The sequence below is a fragment of the Agromyces salentinus genome (genome assembly GCF_009749395.1).
GTDB lineage: Bacteria > Actinomycetota > Actinomycetes > Actinomycetales > Microbacteriaceae > Agromyces > Agromyces salentinus.
Genome location: NZ_WBIR01000002.1, coordinates 183,916 through 198,209, shown reverse-complemented (window position 1 = coordinate 198,209; position 14,294 = coordinate 183,916). Strand labels below are relative to the sequence as shown.

15 protein-coding genes and 2 tRNA genes are annotated in these 14,294 nt (G+C 69.0%); 12 read left to right on the top strand and 5 right to left on the bottom strand.

The genetic code is table 11. The annotated features are described in order from the left end of the window. Position 1 precedes the first annotated feature (1 nt). The 7 genes from GQQ95_RS03830 (at position 2) to GQQ95_RS03800 (ending at position 5,872) form a co-directional block, all read left to right on the top strand. Positions 2 to 1,075 (top strand): ABC transporter permease, encoded by a 1,074-nt coding sequence (locus GQQ95_RS03830; RefSeq protein WP_157426319.1) that lies wholly within the window; start codon positions 2 to 4, stop codon positions 1,073 to 1,075. Then, positions 1,072 to 2,760 (top strand): ABC transporter ATP-binding protein, encoded by a 1,689-nt coding sequence (locus tag GQQ95_RS03825; protein WP_157426318.1) that lies wholly within the window; start codon positions 1,072 to 1,074, stop codon positions 2,758 to 2,760. Before GQQ95_RS03830 ends, GQQ95_RS03825 begins: the two co-directional genes overlap by 4 nt. Next, positions 2,760 to 3,617: an ABC transporter ATP-binding protein gene (locus tag GQQ95_RS03820; protein WP_157426317.1), complete on the top strand. Its 858-nt coding sequence runs from the start codon at positions 2,760 to 2,762 to the stop codon at positions 3,615 to 3,617. The genes GQQ95_RS03825 and GQQ95_RS03820 overlap by 1 nt, the downstream gene beginning before the upstream one ends. Continuing rightward, positions 3,614 to 4,567, top strand: a complete 954-nt coding sequence (locus tag GQQ95_RS03815; protein WP_157426316.1) for a D-isomer specific 2-hydroxyacid dehydrogenase family protein — start codon at positions 3,614 to 3,616, stop codon at positions 4,565 to 4,567. Before GQQ95_RS03820 ends, GQQ95_RS03815 begins: the two co-directional genes overlap by 4 nt. A gap of 153 nt (positions 4,568 to 4,720) precedes the next feature. After that, a tRNA-Asn gene (locus GQQ95_RS03810) sits at positions 4,721 to 4,793 on the top strand. Positions 4,794 to 4,862: 69 nt separating this feature from the next. Further along, complete coding sequence (locus tag GQQ95_RS03805; protein WP_157426315.1) at positions 4,863 to 5,570, top strand: AzlC family ABC transporter permease; 708 nt, start codon at positions 4,863 to 4,865, stop codon at positions 5,568 to 5,570. Then, on the top strand, positions 5,567 to 5,872 hold the full coding sequence (locus GQQ95_RS03800) for an AzlD domain-containing protein (RefSeq protein ID WP_157426314.1): 306 nt from the start codon (positions 5,567 to 5,569) through the stop codon (positions 5,870 to 5,872). The genes GQQ95_RS03805 and GQQ95_RS03800 overlap by 4 nt, the downstream gene beginning before the upstream one ends. 79 nt (positions 5,873 to 5,951) lie before the next feature. Here the strand turns inward: GQQ95_RS03800 and def are convergent, their stop codons facing one another. Then, on the bottom strand, positions 5,952 to 6,518 hold the full coding sequence (gene def, locus GQQ95_RS03795; protein ID WP_157426313.1) for a peptide deformylase: 567 nt from the start codon (positions 6,516 to 6,518) through the stop codon (positions 5,952 to 5,954). Between the two features lie 39 nt (positions 6,519 to 6,557). Here def and GQQ95_RS03790 point away from each other — a divergent pair, with 39 nt between their 5' ends. The 3 genes from GQQ95_RS03790 to GQQ95_RS03780 all read left to right on the top strand — a co-directional run bounded on the left by GQQ95_RS03790 (position 6,558) and on the right by GQQ95_RS03780 (position 8,955). Continuing rightward, entirely contained in the window at positions 6,558 to 7,475 is a 918-nt protein-coding gene (locus tag GQQ95_RS03790) for a DMT family transporter (RefSeq protein ID WP_157426312.1), read from the top strand. A 139-nt stretch (positions 7,476 to 7,614) separates the two neighbouring features. Next, a complete protein-coding gene (locus tag GQQ95_RS03785; protein WP_246205167.1) occupies positions 7,615 to 8,871 on the top strand; it encodes a glycosyltransferase in 1,257 nt (418 codons plus the stop codon). Positions 8,872 to 8,881: 10 nt separating this feature from the next. Next, a tRNA-Ile gene (locus GQQ95_RS03780) sits at positions 8,882 to 8,955 on the top strand. Positions 8,956 to 9,235: 280 nt separating this feature from the next. Here the strand turns inward: GQQ95_RS03780 and GQQ95_RS03775 are convergent. From GQQ95_RS03775 to GQQ95_RS03765, 3 genes are read right to left on the bottom strand one after another with little or no spacing between them, the layout of a single operon-like run. Then, positions 9,236 to 10,270 (bottom strand): zinc-binding dehydrogenase, encoded by a 1,035-nt coding sequence (locus GQQ95_RS03775; RefSeq protein WP_212275268.1) that lies wholly within the window; start codon positions 10,268 to 10,270, stop codon positions 9,236 to 9,238. Between the two features lie 39 nt (positions 10,271 to 10,309). Beyond that, a complete protein-coding gene (locus GQQ95_RS03770) occupies positions 10,310 to 10,708 on the bottom strand; it encodes a (R)-mandelonitrile lyase (protein WP_157426311.1) in 399 nt (132 codons plus the stop codon). Positions 10,709 to 10,727: 19 nt separating this feature from the next. Then, positions 10,728 to 11,093, bottom strand: a complete 366-nt coding sequence (locus tag GQQ95_RS03765; protein ID WP_212275266.1) for a cyclophilin-like fold protein — start codon at positions 11,091 to 11,093, stop codon at positions 10,728 to 10,730. A 287-nt stretch (positions 11,094 to 11,380) separates the two neighbouring features. Between GQQ95_RS03765 and GQQ95_RS03760 the strand changes: the two genes are divergently transcribed. Next, positions 11,381 to 12,259, top strand: coding sequence for a helix-turn-helix transcriptional regulator (locus GQQ95_RS03760; protein ID WP_157426310.1), 879 nt, complete (start codon positions 11,381 to 11,383; stop codon positions 12,257 to 12,259). Between the two features lie 43 nt (positions 12,260 to 12,302). After that, positions 12,303 to 12,872 carry a sugar O-acetyltransferase gene (locus GQQ95_RS03755; RefSeq protein ID WP_157426309.1) on the top strand — a complete coding sequence of 190 codons (570 nt, stop codon included), beginning with the start codon at positions 12,303 to 12,305 and terminating at the stop codon, positions 12,870 to 12,872. A 440-nt stretch (positions 12,873 to 13,312) separates the two neighbouring features. Here the strand turns inward: GQQ95_RS03755 and GQQ95_RS03750 are convergent, their stop codons facing one another. Then, entirely contained in the window at positions 13,313 to 14,191 is an 879-nt protein-coding gene (locus GQQ95_RS03750) for an aldo/keto reductase (RefSeq protein WP_157426308.1), read from the bottom strand. Between the last annotated feature and the right edge of the window lie 103 nt (positions 14,192 to 14,294).

Here is a 14,294-nt window from a genome sequence, read left to right as displayed (position 1 = left end):
CATGACCGCGGCATCCGTCACCGGCGTACCCAAGCGCCGTCTCCGCGACCGCCTGCCGGTCGTCCACCAGGTCCGCCAGAGCGTCGGCCTCCAGCGCGGCATGCTCGTCGCGGGCCTCGTCATGGTGGGGCTGTTCATTCTCGTCTCGATCCTCGCGCCCCTGCTCGCGCCCTACGGCTTCGCGCAGCGCAAGGACGCCTCCGGCTCGTTCGGCACGCAGCAGCCGCCCTCGGCCGAGCACCTGTTCGGCACGACCGTCGGCGGCTACGACGTGCTGTCCCGGGTCATCTGGGGGACCCAGACGGCCATCGTGGTCATCATCGTGGCCGTGCTGCTCTCGATCTTCATCGGCGTCGCGCTCGGCCTCTACTCCGGCTACTTCGGCGGCTGGCTCGACCGCGTGCTCGTCGTCGTGTGCGACGCGATCTACGCGTTCCCGTCGCTGCTGCTCGCGATCGTGCTCTCGATCGTCATCTCGGGTGGCCAGTCGGGTCTCTGGGCGGGCGTGCTCGCCGCCGCCGGGTCGATCACGGTCGTGTTCATCCCGCAGTACTTCCGCGTGATCCGGGCCGAGACGGTGCGCATCAAGGCCGAGGCCTACGTCGAGTCGGCGAAGGTGCTCGGCGCCTCGAACTCGCGCATCGTGTTCAAGCACGTCCTGCGCAACGCGACCCGCACGCTCCCGCTGATCATCACGCTGAACTCCTCGGAGGCGATCCTCACCATGGCGGCCCTCGGCTTCCTCGGGTTCGGCATCGAGCCGACGGCCGCGGCCGAGTGGGGCTACGACCTGAACAAGGCCCAGTCGGATGTCACGAGCGGAATCTGGTGGACCGCGCTGTTCCCGGGCCTCGCGATCGTGTTCACGGTGCTGGGCATCACCCTCGTGGGCGAGAGCCTGAACGACCTCGCCGACCCGCGACTGCGCGGTCGTCGCCGGGTCGCCAAGTCCGCCGGCCTCGTCGCCGAGACCTCGGTGGTCCCCGGCGGCACGCTGGTCGCCGGACCGGGAGGCATCGAGGGCCTCGAAGACGGGGAGACGTTCGACGAGCACGGAATCGAGGTCAAGCGATGAGCACGGTGGTCGACATCAGGAACCTCGGCGTCTCGTTCGCGACGGACGCCGGCGCGGTGAAGGCCGTCGACGACGTGTCGCTCACGGTCGAGCGCGGCGAGGTGCTCGCCATCGTCGGCGAGTCCGGCAGCGGCAAGACCGTGACGGCCAAGACGATCCTCGGCCTGCTGCCGGAGACGGCGACGACGAGCGGCGCGGTCGTGCTCTCCAACCGTGCGGGCACGCGCGAGAACGACGTGATCTCGCTGTCCAAGCAGCGGCTGCGCGACATCCGCGGCACCGACGTCGCGATGGTGTTCCAGGAGCCGTCGACGGCGCTGAACCCGGTGTACACCGTGGGCTGGCAGATCATCGAGGGCCTGCGCGCCCACGGCGAGGTCTCCAAGAAGGAAGCCAGGGCGCGGGCGATCGAGATGCTCGGGCGGGTCGGCATCCCCGACCCCGAGGAGCGCATCGACCACTACCCGCACCAGTTCTCGGGCGGGCAGAAGCAGCGCATCGTCATCGCGATGGCGCTCGTGCTCGAGCCCGGCCTGATCGTCGCCGACGAGCCGACGACCGCGCTCGACGTCACGGTCCAGGCGGAGATCCTCGACCTGCTGCGTCGCTGCCGCGACGAGTTCGGCACGGCGATCGTGCTCATCACCCACAACATGGGCGTGGTCGCCGACCTCGCCGACCGGGTGGCCGTGATGTACCAGGGCAACCTCGTCGAGCAGGCGCCCGTCGGCGAGCTCTTCGCGAACCCGCAGGAGGAGTACACCAAGGCGCTGCTGGCCGCGGTGCCCTTCGTCGGGCACGGCACCGCCCGCGCCGAGGCCCGCGCCGCCGCGCGACCCGCGGGCTGGGCGGAACAGACCCCCCTCGTCGAGGCGAAGGGGCTCGAGATCGAGTACCCGGGGCGGTTCGGCAGTTCCGGGTTCAAGGCCGTGCGCGGGGTCGACCTCCTCATCCGGCCCGGCGAGGTGCTGGGCCTGGTGGGGGAGTCGGGCTCCGGCAAGACGACCATCGGTCGTGCGATCGCTGGCCTGACGAAGGTCACCGGCGGGTCGCTGAAGGTCCTGGGCGCCGAGATGAACGGCATCCGAGAGCGCGAGTTCCGGCCGCTCCGCAGCCGCATCGGGTTCGTCTTCCAGGATCCCGCGTCGAGCTTCAACCCGCTCCTGACGATCGCGGAGTGCGTGGCCGAGCCGCTCATCATCCACGGTCGGGCCCGCGACGCCCGCGGAGCGCGCACCCGCGTGGACGAACTGCTCGAGGCCGTGCAGCTGCCGAAGGCCTACGGCGACCGGTACCCGCACGAGTTGAGCGGCGGACAGCGCCAGCGCGCGAGCCTCGCCCGATCGCTCGCCCTCGAACCCGAGCTGCTCATCGCCGATGAGCCGACCTCCGCGCTCGACGTGTCCGTGCAGGCGCGCGTGCTCGAGTTGTTCGCCGAGCTGCAGCGCGAGTTCGGCTTCGCGTCGCTGTTCATCAGCCACGACCTCGCAGTCGTCGACATCCTCGCCGACCGCATCGCGGTGCTCTACCACGGCGAGCTCGTCGAGGAGGGCACGGGCACGGAGGTCCTCGGGTCACCGCAGCAGGCCTACACGCAGCGCCTGCTGGCGTCGCTGCCGGTGCCCGATCCGGTCGTGCAGGCCGGGCGGCGCGAGCAGCTGCGACTGCTCCGGGAGGCCGACTGATGGCTCCGACCGAGCACGGGTACCCGATCGTCCTCAGCGACCTGACGCTCGAGTACCCGGCGAAGGGGCCGAGCCCGGCCCACGTCGCGCTGCACGGGCTGAGCCTCACGATCGCCCCGGGCGAGGTCGTCGGCCTCCTCGGCAGCGCCGGCAGCGGCAAGAGCACCCTCGCGCGGCTGCTGTCCGGCGAGGCGCTGGACCCGCGGTCGAGCGACTCGCGTCCGGTCATCACCGGCGGCGAGGCATCCGTGCTCGGCCATCGTCTTCGGGGGCTGCCGAAGCGTCGCCTGCCCGAACTGCGGTTCCACGTCGGGTACCTCGCGCAGGACGCCGGCTCACGTCTCACCGCCGATCGCAGCGTCGCCGAGATCATCGCCGAGCCGATCCTCGAGCGCGACCACCGGTACAACCAGCGCGCGCTGACGACACGCGTGGCGACAATGCTCGACAGCGTGCGGCTGCCGCTGGGGTACCTCGAGAAGTACCCCTACGAGCTCAGTGGCGGCCAGCGGCAGCGCGTCGCGCTCGCACGCGCGCTCGTGCTGGGCCCGTCGGTGCTCATCGCCGACGAGCCGACGGCGGGCATCGACCTCACGGTGCGCGACGCGGTCGCCCAGCTCATCGGCGAGCTGCGGGAGCGGCAGCGGTTCTCCGCGCTGCTCATCAGCCACGACCTGCCGGTGCTGCGCCGCATCGCCGACCGCATCGCGGTGCTCGACCAGGGCAACCTGGCCGCGCTCGGCACCATCGAGGAGGTCTTCCACGACCCCAGTCACCCGTACGTGGCTGCGCTCGCGGGTGCGCTCGACAACGGCCACGCCATCATCGACGACGTCGACGAGGGCTTCGGCGCATGACGGATGCCGCCGCCCGGCCGGTGCCGTCAGGCGGTGTCTCGGTGCTGCCCGATGCCGTCCCGAGCGTGGTCGAGGCGGTCCGCCGCGGCGGCGGCGAGGTCGTGCCCCTGGGCGACGGCACCCGCGGCGTCGTGTGGGTCGCGAACTCGGGGTCGGGCGAACTGGCGGACGTGCTCGATCGGCATCCCGACATCGCGTGGGTCCAGCTTCCCTGGGCGGGCGTGGACTCGTTCGCGTCGACCCTCGAGCGGTTCCGCGACGATGGCCGCGTCTGGACCAGCGCCAAGGGCTCCTACGCCCGACCGGTCGCCGAGCACGCGCTGACGCTCGCGCTGGCCGTGCTGCGCGAGCTTCCCCGTCGGGCACGTGCCGATGCGTGGGAGGCCGACGAGCGCGGGCGATCCCTCTTCGGCGCGAGGGTGCTCGTCATCGGCGGCGGCGGCATCGCCGAGGAACTGCTGAAGCTGCTGGCCCCGTTCGGCGTGCACGCCACGATCATGCGCCGACGTGCGGACCCGCTCGACGGCGCCGACCGCACCGTGACGGATGCCGCCCTGCACGAGGTGCTCGCCGAATCCGACGTGGTGTTCCTCGCCGCGGCCCTGACGGAGCGCACGCGGGGCATGATCGGTGCCGACGAGCTCGGACGCCTGCCCGACGGCGCGGTCCTCGTGAACGTGGCGCGCGGCGCGCTGGTCGACACGGATGCGCTCGTCGCCGAGCTCGCGAGCGGCCGCCTCGGGGGAGCCGGGCTCGACGTGACCGATCCCGAGCCGTTGCCGGCGGGGCATCCGCTCTGGCGACTGGGCAACGCCCTCGTCACGCCGCACGTGGCCGACACCGAGGCGATGACCGTGCCGCTGTTCGCGGAGCGCGTCGAGGCGAACGCGGCGGCCTTCCTCGGGCATGGCGAGTGGGTCGGCCGCATCGACCTGCACGCCGGATACTGACGTCCGGCTCTCGTTCAGGTGCCGTCGGTATCCTGAAATCGCATCTGGTCGGGGCGTCCTCCACGGCGCCGCGGCCAGGTGTTTGTCGAGGGTCGCTCGAATTGGTCAGACGCCCGCGTTTTGCTAGAGTGAATCTCGCTGCAACACGCATGATCCTCCATAGCTCAATTGGCAGAGCAATCGGCTGTTAACCGATAGGTTCTTGGTTCGAGTCCAAGTGGGGGAGCAATCGAAGCCCCGCATCCGTCACGGATGCGGGGCTTTCTGCAACGGTGGCGGCGAGACCGAGGGGCACATGGACGAGGTGACCGAAGCCGATCCCGGCCGCCGGGCCGCGCTCCGGGACTCGCTCTCCGTCGGGCTCGCGACGGCCGCGTACGGCATCTCGTTCGGCGCGCTGTCCGTCGCGTCCGGTCTCGACGTGTGGCAGACCATGTTCCTCAGCCTCGTGATGTTCACGGGCGGGTCCCAGTTCGCCCTCATCGGGGTGCTCGCGGGCGGCGGGCCGGCGGCCGCCGGACCGGCCATCGCCGCGGCCGCCCTCCTCGGCGTGCGCAACGTCGTCTACGGCATGCGCATGAAGCCGCTCGTCGACCGTGGCGGTCCCGTGAAGCGCGTCGCGGCCGCGTGGATCACGATCGACGAGTCGACCGCCGTCGCGCTCGCCCAATCCGACGACCGCTCGGCGAGGCTCGGCTTCTGGCTGACCGGCACCGTCGTGTTCGTCGGCTGGAACCTCACGACGCTGATCGGCGCCCTCATCGGCGACGCGCTCGGCGACACGCGCGCGTGGGGGCTCGACGCGGCTGCCGCGGCCGCCTTCCTCGGCCTGCTGTGGCCGCGGCTCAAGCGCGTGCAGGCGGGCGCCGTGGCGGTCGGCGCCGCCGTGGTCGCGGCGCTGGCCACGCCGGTGCTCGTCCCCGGCCTGCCTGTGCTCGTCGCGGCATCCGTCGCCCTCCTCATCGGCTGGTTCGACTGGTTCGACCGCAAGGAGGCATCGTGACCACCTGGCACGTCATCCTCATCGCGACCGCGGCGACCCTCGCCCTGAAGCTCGGCGGCTACGTCGTGCCCGCCGGATTCCTCGAGCGGGAGCGCCCAGCGCGCATCGCCGACCTGCTGACCGTCGCGCTGCTCTCGGCCCTCATCGTCGTGCAGACCCTCGGCGCCGGGCAGGCGATCGTGCTCGACGCGCGCGTCCCCGCGGTCATCGTCGCGGCGGCGCTCTATGCGCTGCGCGTTCCGTTCGTCATCGTGGTCATCGCGGCTGCGGCCGTCGCCGCCGGCATCCGCGCCTTCACCTGAGCGGATGCCGCCCTGCGGCCGATGGGCGTCCCGCATCGCCGTGCGGACCGGTGGTCTCGGCAGGCGCCCAGCGGGCGCCTCAGGCCTCGAGGTCGTCGACGCCCGGCATCCACGAGACGCCGGGTTCGCCCCAGCCGACCTTGCGGCAGATCTTCGCGACGATGCGCTGCTCGCGATCGGTGAGCCGGTCGGTGTAGAGCGTGCCGTCGAGGTGGTCGAACTCGTGCTGGAAGATGCGAGCGAGCCAGCCCTCGGCCTCGATCTCGAAGGGCTTGCCGTCGAGGTCGGTCGCACGCAGCAGCGCGCGCTCGGCGCGGCGGAGCGGGAACCGCTCGCCAGGGAACGAGAGGCAGCCCTCGGACTCGAGGTCGGGGTCGGGATGGCCGGGAACGGCCGGGGTGACCCACAGCTCGGGGTTGATCGCCACGCCGCGCCACTGGCGCTCGGACTCGTCGGTCCAGCCGAACGTGAACAGGCGCAGCGCCACGCCGACCTGCGGCCCCGCCAGGCCGACGCCCGGCGCTGCATCCATGGTCTCGAACATGTCGTGCACCAGTTCGCGGACGCCGTCGTCGATGGTCTCGACGGGGAGGGCGGGGGAGTGGAGCACCGGATCACCGGTGATGCGAATGGGAAGCACGGCCATTCGCCAAGGATATCGGCGCCCAGACGATAGGGTCGATGCGTGGATCCAGACCTCAGCGAGCTGACCGATCAGATCGCCCTCGACCCGACGCAGTTCATCGGGATTCCGCTCGCGCTGGTCGGCGCGGTCTTCCTGTCGCTCGGCGCGCAGTTCCAGCATCGGGGCGTCACCAAGGTCGAGGCGCACACGAGCGACTCGCTCGGCAAGGGGCTCGGCGTCGGCCAGCTGTGGCTGCTGCTGTCCCGCCCGTCCTGGGTCATCGGCACGGTCATGCTCGGGCTCGCGATCGTGTTCCAGCTCTCCAGCCTGTACTTCGCGCCGATCATCGTGGTGCAGCCCCTCGGGGCGATCGCCCTCGTGATCACGTCGATCCTGAACTCGCGGGTCAACAAGGTCAAGCTCAACTCCAAGTCGATCACCGCGATCGTGATGTGCGTCGGCGGCGTATTCCTCTTCGTCGGCGTGGCCGCCTTCACGGCCGTCGACAAGCCCGTGACCGAGCGCCAACTGATCGTCATCCTCTCGCTGCTCGCCGTGGTCCTCATCGCCGCGGGGCTCGCGTTCTGGTTCTTCCGCAGTCGCATCCGGGCCGTGTTCTACGTGATCATGGCCGGCATCCTGTACGGCTTCGTCGCCACCCTCGCCAAGGTCGTGATCGGTCGCGTCCAGCAGGGCGAGTTCGAGTGGTTGACGTTCACCTGCGTGATCGGCCTGCTCGCCGCGACGGCGCTCGGCGCCTACTTCGTGCAGAACGCCTACGCGTCGGGTCCGCCCGACCTCGTGATCGCCGGCCTCACCGTCGTCGACCCGATCGTCGCGGTGCTCATCGGCATCGTCGTGCTCGGCGAGGCATCCCAGGCGGGGCTCTTCGCGAACGTGACGTTCGTGATCGCCGGGGCGATCGCGGTGTGGGGCGTGTTCCTGCTCGCCCGCAACCACCCCCAGACCAGGCTCTGACCGCTCCGCGACATGCCCGTGAAGCCGCTCGCGGAGCGGACTGCGTAGACTATCTTCGAACTCATCGCCCGCGAACATCCCTGCGCTGTGGCGAGATCGGCCGAATCGGCCGCCCCGGAATTGTGAGGAACTTCTCCACGTGTCTGACACTCACGGCGCGACATCCGCAAATGCCGCCGACCGCGCAGCGTCGGAGCGTCCGCTCCGCATCCTGATCGGCGCCGACACCTTCGCCCCCGACGTCAACGGGGCTGCGCGATTCGCCGAGCGACTCGCGGCCGGCCTCGTCGAGCGCGGCCACGAGGTGCACGTCGTCGCGCCCGCCGCCAACCGCAAGCACGGCACCTGGGCCGAGGTGCACGAGGGCCAGGAGATCACCGCCCATCGCCTGCGAAGCTGGCGCTGGTACCCGCACGACTGGCTGCGCTTCGCGCTGCCGTGGCGCATCAAGCAGAACAGCGCCCGCATCATCGACGCCGTCAAGCCCGACGTGGTGCACTTCCAGTCGCACATCATCGTGGGCCGCGGCCTGTCGGTCGAGGCCGCGAAGCGCGGCATCCGCATCGTGGGCACGAACCACTTCATGCCCGAGAACATGCTCGAGTTCACCCTGCTGCCCAAGGCCTGGCAGGAATGGGCCGTCGGGCTCGCCTGGAAGGCGGCCGGCCGGACGTTCGGCCGCGCCGAAGCGGTGACGACGCCGACCCTGAAGGCCGCGCAGTTCCTCGAGAAGCACACCGGCCTGGCCGGCGTGCACGCCATCTCCTGCGGCATCGATGCGCACAAGTACTCGCCGAACTGGGAGCCGCGCACCGAGAACCGCATCATCTTCGTGGGCCGCGTCACGGGCGAGAAGCAGATCGACGTGCTCCTGCGGGCCGTCACCCTGCTCCCGGCCGAACTCGACGCCAAGGTCGAGATCGTCGGCGGCGGCGACCAGAAGCGCAACCTCGAGAACCTGGCGACCGAGCTCGGCATCGCCGACCGGGTGACCTTCACCGGCTATGTCACCGACGAGGAACTGCGCGAGGCTTACCACCGCGCCAGCGTGCTCGCCATGCCCTCGATCGCCGAGCTCCAGAGCATCGTCACCATGGAGGCCATGGCCTCGGCGTTGCCCGTCGTGGCCGCCAATGCCATGGCGCTCCCGCACCTCGTGCATGACGGCGAGAATGGCTACCTCTTCGAGCCCGGCAACTCCGAAGACCTCGCGGCGAAGCTCCGCACCGTGCTCGAGGCGTCGCCCGAGGAGTACAACGCCCTGAAGGCGGCATCCGCGAAGTTCATCAAGGCCCACGACATCACCCGCACGCTCGACACGTTCGAGAGTCTGTATCGTGGTGAACGCGTGACCGATCCGGTCACCGAGTCGATGCCGGTCATACTGCCCGACTGACATCGCTCGAGGGGCGGTAGCTCAGCCGGTTAGAGCAGTGGACTCATAATCCATCGGTCACGGGTTCAAGTCCCGTCCGCCCTACAACCTCAGTAATCCGGACATCGCTGGTTCATTTTGGACGTCACTCAACAGGCTGAAGTGACCACGCTCTGACCACACTTGTGACGACGCCAGCTCGGAGAGCAGCTTCGTCCAGTCGCATCGTCCGCCCGCTCTCCGAGGTCGACGCCTGGATCCAGGGGCCGTCGATCTCGGTCGATGGCGGACTCAGGATGCGTCCGTGAGTCACGCCGAGAACGGACCACGGCCCGGCCCTCGGCGCATCTGCGTTCGAGGGTCCGGCCAGCGTGCTGGCTGATCCCTACGGTCGGATGAGCACCTTGAGCGCTTCGCGGGAGTCCATGAGCCGATAGGCCTCGGCAATCTCATCCAGGGGAAGCTCGCGATCGAACACCCGCCCGGGGTCGATCGTTCCATCAAGGACCTGCGGTAGCGCTGCCTCGAGGTACGCGCGAACCGTTGCCGGCCCGCCCGTCAGCGTCGCATTCTTCCCGAAGAGGGATGCGAAACCGACGGGTGCTTCTTCGTACTGCGGTACGCCGACACGTGAGATCGTTCCTCCGGGGCGGACGATGCCGTAGGCCTGTTCGTAGGCGGGCATGTGTCCGACGGCTTCGAGCACCACGTGCGCACCTTCGCCGCCGGTGATGTCCAGGACCTTCGCGATCCCTTCCTCGCCGCGCTCGGGGACGATGTGGGTGGCGCCGAAGTCTCGACCGAGGTTCGTGCGGTCTTCGTGGCGGCCCATGAGGATGATCGTTTCCGCGCCGAGTTGCTTCGAGGCGAGTACTGCCGACAGGCCGACGGCTCCGTCGCCGATGACGACGACGGTCTTCCCGGGCTCGACCCTGCCTTTGTGTGCGGCGTGGTACCCGGTGAGGTAGACGTCCGAGAGGGTCAGCAGCGACGGCATCAACGCCTCGTCGGTGCCTGCCGGGATGACGACCGCGGTGCCGTCCGCCTGCGGGACGCGCAGCTTCTCCGCCTGTGTCGCTGACGCGGCTCCGTCGAAGAATCCACCGTGCACACAGGACGTCGTGATGCCGTCTCGGCAGAATGAGCAGGTGTTGTCGGACCAGGCGAACGGCACGATCACGGTGTCGCCGACGGACAGGCGTGCGACATCCGAGCCGATCTGTTCGACGACGCCGATCGCCTCATGCCCCATGCGGCGCCCTTCTAGCGTCTCCTCGAGCGAGTGGTAGGGGTGCAGGTCCGATCCGCATACGCAGGCGTAGGTGACGCGGATGATGGCGTCGGTCGGTTCCTGGATGGTGGGTTCGGGGACGTCTTCGACTCGGACGTCGCCGGCGGTGTACATCAGGGTTGCTCGCATGAGCGGTCCTTTCTTCTGCGGCTCAGCCGCGGACTTCGTTCAGTGGCTGTCGTACTCGGCGTCGGTCACGTGTGCACCCCAGTGGGCGCTGTCATCGCCCTCGGGCGTTTCCCAGAGGGCGAGGTGGGTCATGAAGCTGTCGGGGGCGGCGCCATGCCAGTGTTCCTCGCCTGGCGGCGTGTACACGGTCTGGCCGGCATGGACTTCGATCACGTCGCCGCCGCGGGCTTGGACGAGCGCGGTGCCTTCCATGATGCGAAGCGTCTGGCCCAGCGGGTGCGAATGCCATGCGGTGCGGGCGCCCGGGCTGAACCGGACCAGGCCCGCGCTCAGCCGCTGCCCGTCGTCCTGCGGGGAGATGACCTGGTCGAGCCAGACGTCGCCGGTGAACCATTCCGGGGGGTTCTTCACCGTGGGAGTGGTGGGGAGGATGTGCATGGTTCGGTCCTTTCTCGAGTTACTGGGTGGCGATGGTGACGGTGAACGGCTCGGTCCGGGTCGCGATGGCGTCGACGTCGTCGAAGGTGCCGAGGCGGGCGATCCCGTTCCAGTACCCGACGTCGCCGTAGTAGAGGACGAGGTCGCCGCCGGGAGCCCAGAACCCGATGTCGCCGATCTCCGGGTCGGCGCCTTCGGGCATCCCTTCCATCGAGAGCGGGGAAGGGAGTCGGGCGGTTTTCTCGACGCCGTTGAAGTCGTCGAAGGTCAGCGTCAGCGGGAGCTGCTCGACGAGGGCGTTCGCGGCCGGATTGTCGTGCAATGTCACGGTGGTGACGTGACCATCGATCGTCATCGTGATCGCGGTACCGGGCGTGTCGGGCATCGGTTCTCCCGTCGGTGAGGCTGCAGGCGTGGAGGACGCGGGTGCAGCGGATGAGGGTGTGGGGGCTGCCGAGGAGGGGCGAGCGCGTTCGGTCGACGGAGCCTCTTCGCTCGCCATGCACCCGGCAAGAGCGGGGAGCACGGCCAGAGAAATCAGTCCTGCAATGAAGGCACGTCGAATCGTCACGTCCCAAGTCAAGCCGCGGAACTCCCGCCGAGGGAGTCCCTTGCGGAAGGTGTACTGGCAGTGCATCCCTCCTATGAACGGACCGTCCTACTGTGGAGTGCATGGACAACAAGGCGGAGGTGCGGGAGTTCCTCATGTCACGACGCGCGCGCATCTCGCCCGCGGAGGTCGGACTCCCGGCCGGCGCGAACCGGCGCGTGGCCGGGCTGCGCCGTGCCGAGGTCGCGATGCTGGCCGACGTCAGCGTCGAGTACTACGCGAAGCTGGAGCGCGGCGACATCGCCGGCGCATCCGCAGCTGTCCTGGAAGCACTCGCGCGCGCACTGCATCTGGATGAGACCGAGCGGATGCATCTGCTCGATCTCGCACGGGCGGCCGATGGCATCCCGACCTCCGGTCGTCCGCGTCGGCGCGCGACGGTACGGCAACCAGCCCGCGCCGGTCTGCAACGCACGCTCGACGCGATCACCGGCGGACCCGCATTCGTCCGGGACCGGCACCAGAACCTCATCGCCACGAACGCCCTAGGGGCAGCGTTCTACTCACCCGTCATCGGCACCAGCGGCAGGGTGCCCAACCTTGCACGATTCCAGTTCCTCGACCCCGCATCCCGTGACTTCTACCCCGACTGGGAGCTCTTCGCTCAGATGTGCGTCGGCATCATGCGCGTCGAGGCTGGGCGAGACCCACATGACCGCGGCCTGCAGGACCTGGTCGGTGAACTCACCACCAGGAGCGAGACCTTCGCCAGGCTCTGGTCCGCACACGACGTCCGAACCCACGGCACCGGCACCAAACGCTTCCAACATCCCGTCGTCGGCGAGCTCACCTTGCTCTATGAAGAACTCACCGTGACCGCCGAAGACGGCCTCAGCCTCCTCATCTACACCGCCGAGCCCGGGTCACCGTCAGCGGAGCGACTCCAGATGCTCGCCAACTGGAGTGCCGACGTTCCGGCACGCACGGCGCCGTCAGAATGACTCCGTTCAACCATCCCCGCTCCGATCCGCCCAAGGGGTAGGCATGACGCTCACTGAACTTCTCGCACTGCTTGATGCCGGAGAGACCATCACCGGCGGTTCACCCGGTCACGCCGTCATGCACGCCACCAGCCAGGAAGCACTCCGCATCGCTGGCGAACTCAACACCGGCTACCACGAGCCAGCGGAGGTTCGGAGACTCCTGGCGCGACTGACCGGCAAGCCCGTCGACGAGACCGTGACCCTCTTCCCGCCGTTCACCGCCGACTTCGGGAAGAACATCACACTCGGCAAGCGAGTCTTCATCAACTCCGGCTGCCGATTCCAAGATCAGGGCGGCATCTCGATCGGCGACGACTGCCTGATCGGCCACAACGCCGTCATCGCAACCCTTCAACACGACATCGACCCCCGCCGACGCAGCGACCTCATACCCTCACCCGTGATCATCGAGCGAAACGTCTGGCTGGGAGCCAACGTCACCGTCCTCCCAGGCGTCACCATCGGTCGAGACGCGGTCATCGGCGCCGGTTCCGTCGTTACCAAGGACATTCCCGCCGGCACGATCGCAGTCGGCTCACCCGCCCGCGTGGTCCGCACCATCGACGAGTAACGGGCTTCGCCAACACCTGCCCGTTCATGGATCCCTCTGAAGGACACCCGGTCACCGGGCCATCCAGCGAGCCGACGGATCCCAAGGTGATCGGTGTCGCCCGTGCCCGTAATCATCTTTGTCGGTCGTGGTCTCCTCCTGGCGATCGGAGTCAGGCTGTACGCAGCCACGGCGGCGAGCGCCCTTTCCGTAGTTGGCGAAGTACGCAGCATCGATGGCCGCATCCTGCGTGCGGTCAGGGATATGCGTGACGGGGCGGGTGCCACTGCCCGGTCCACTGCGCGCTTCGCTCGCCGCTCACGGAACCGCGTCTGCTGAGCACGGCCGTCGTCGCGGTCGCTGACGCGGCGAGCATCGTTCGCTGCAGCAGGCCGCGTCTCGTGATCAGTGGGCTTGACTCGGCCATGCTTCTCCTCAGAACCTCGGGAATCGTGTCGGGCTCACACCTCGGGGATGATCAGCGCGAAGGTGTCGGGCGTGATCGATGCCGGGTCGGGGCCGCCCCGCTTTCCGGTGTCCAGCGAGTCGATGGCGTCGAGTTCAGCCGCCGTGAGGTCGAAGTCGAAGACGTCGAAGTTCTCGGTGATGCGTTCGGGGCGGACCGACTTCGGAATCGCGGAGCGGCCCTCTTGCAGGTGCCAGCGGAGCATGACCTGGGCGGGCGTCTTGCGGTGGTTCCGGGCGATGTCGCCGATCACCGGGTCGGCCAGGGTGCCGGCGCCGTCACCGCGGTAGAACGTGATGCCTCCGATGGGCGACCAGGCCTGCGTCAGGATGCCGTGCGCGGCATTCGCCGCTCGCGCCTCGGGCTGCGAGAAGTACGGGTGCACCTCGATCTGGTTGACGGCCGGCAGGACGCTCGTTGCCTCGAGGAGGGTCTCGAGGTGATCGGGCATGAAGTTGCTGACGCCGATGGCGCGCACCTTGCCGGCGGCGAGCAGCGTCTCGAGCGCTCGGTACGCCTCGATGGTGCGATCGAAGTGCGCCGGCATCGGCTGATGGAGGATGAGCAGGTCGAGGGCGTCGACGCCGAGCTTGCCGGCGCTCTTCTCGAAGGCGTGCAGTGTCTCGTCGTAGCCGTAGTCGCTGATCCACACCTTGGTCTCGATGAAGACCTCGTCGAGATCGAGGCCCGAACGGCGGATCGCGTCGCCGACCTCGCGCTCATTCAGGTATGCGGCCGCAGTGTCGATGTGACGGTACCCGGTGCGTAGGGCGGTCTCGACGGCCGTCACCGTTTCGGCAGGGGGAGTCTGGAAGACGCCGAAGCTGAGTGCGGGCATCGAGACGCCGTTGTTGAGTTCGAGGGTTTCGTTCATCTTCCCGACCGTAGATCGGGGTGCCGCCCGAGTGGGAGACCCTGCCATTACCTGTACGGCCAAAACCAGACACCGGAGCTGGTAGAAGGCGCGACCCGAGGCT

What these genes read in the sequence shown, in the direction of transcription:
- GQQ95_RS03830 (WP_157426319.1), top strand. Translation starts at nt 2, where the DNA reads ATGACCGCGGCATCCGTCACCGGCGTACCCAAGCGCCGTCTCCGCGAC.
- GQQ95_RS03825 (WP_157426318.1), top strand. Translation starts at nt 1,072, where the DNA reads ATGAGCACGGTGGTCGACATCAGGAACCTCGGCGTCTCGTTCGCGACG.
- GQQ95_RS03820 (WP_157426317.1), top strand. Translation starts at nt 2,760, where the DNA reads ATGGCTCCGACCGAGCACGGGTACCCGATCGTCCTCAGCGACCTGACG.
- GQQ95_RS03815 (WP_157426316.1), top strand. Translation starts at nt 3,614, where the DNA reads ATGACGGATGCCGCCGCCCGGCCGGTGCCGTCAGGCGGTGTCTCGGTG.
- GQQ95_RS03805 (WP_157426315.1), top strand. Translation starts at nt 4,863, where the DNA reads ATGGACGAGGTGACCGAAGCCGATCCCGGCCGCCGGGCCGCGCTCCGG.
- def (WP_157426313.1), bottom strand. Translation starts at nt 6,518, where the DNA reads ATGGCCGTGCTTCCCATTCGCATCACCGGTGATCCGGTGCTCCACTCC.
- GQQ95_RS03775 (WP_212275268.1), bottom strand. Translation starts at nt 10,270, where the DNA reads ATGCGAGCAACCCTGATGTACACCGCCGGCGACGTCCGAGTCGAAGAC.
- GQQ95_RS03770 (WP_157426311.1), bottom strand. Translation starts at nt 10,708, where the DNA reads ATGCACATCCTCCCCACCACTCCCACGGTGAAGAACCCCCCGGAATGG.
- GQQ95_RS03765 (WP_212275266.1), bottom strand. Translation starts at nt 11,093, where the DNA reads ATGCCCGACACGCCCGGTACCGCGATCACGATGACGATCGATGGTCAC.
- GQQ95_RS03760 (WP_157426310.1), top strand. Translation starts at nt 11,381, where the DNA reads ATGGACAACAAGGCGGAGGTGCGGGAGTTCCTCATGTCACGACGCGCG.
- GQQ95_RS03755 (WP_157426309.1), top strand. Translation starts at nt 12,303, where the DNA reads ATGACGCTCACTGAACTTCTCGCACTGCTTGATGCCGGAGAGACCATC.
- GQQ95_RS03750 (WP_157426308.1), bottom strand. Translation starts at nt 14,191, where the DNA reads ATGAACGAAACCCTCGAACTCAACAACGGCGTCTCGATGCCCGCACTC.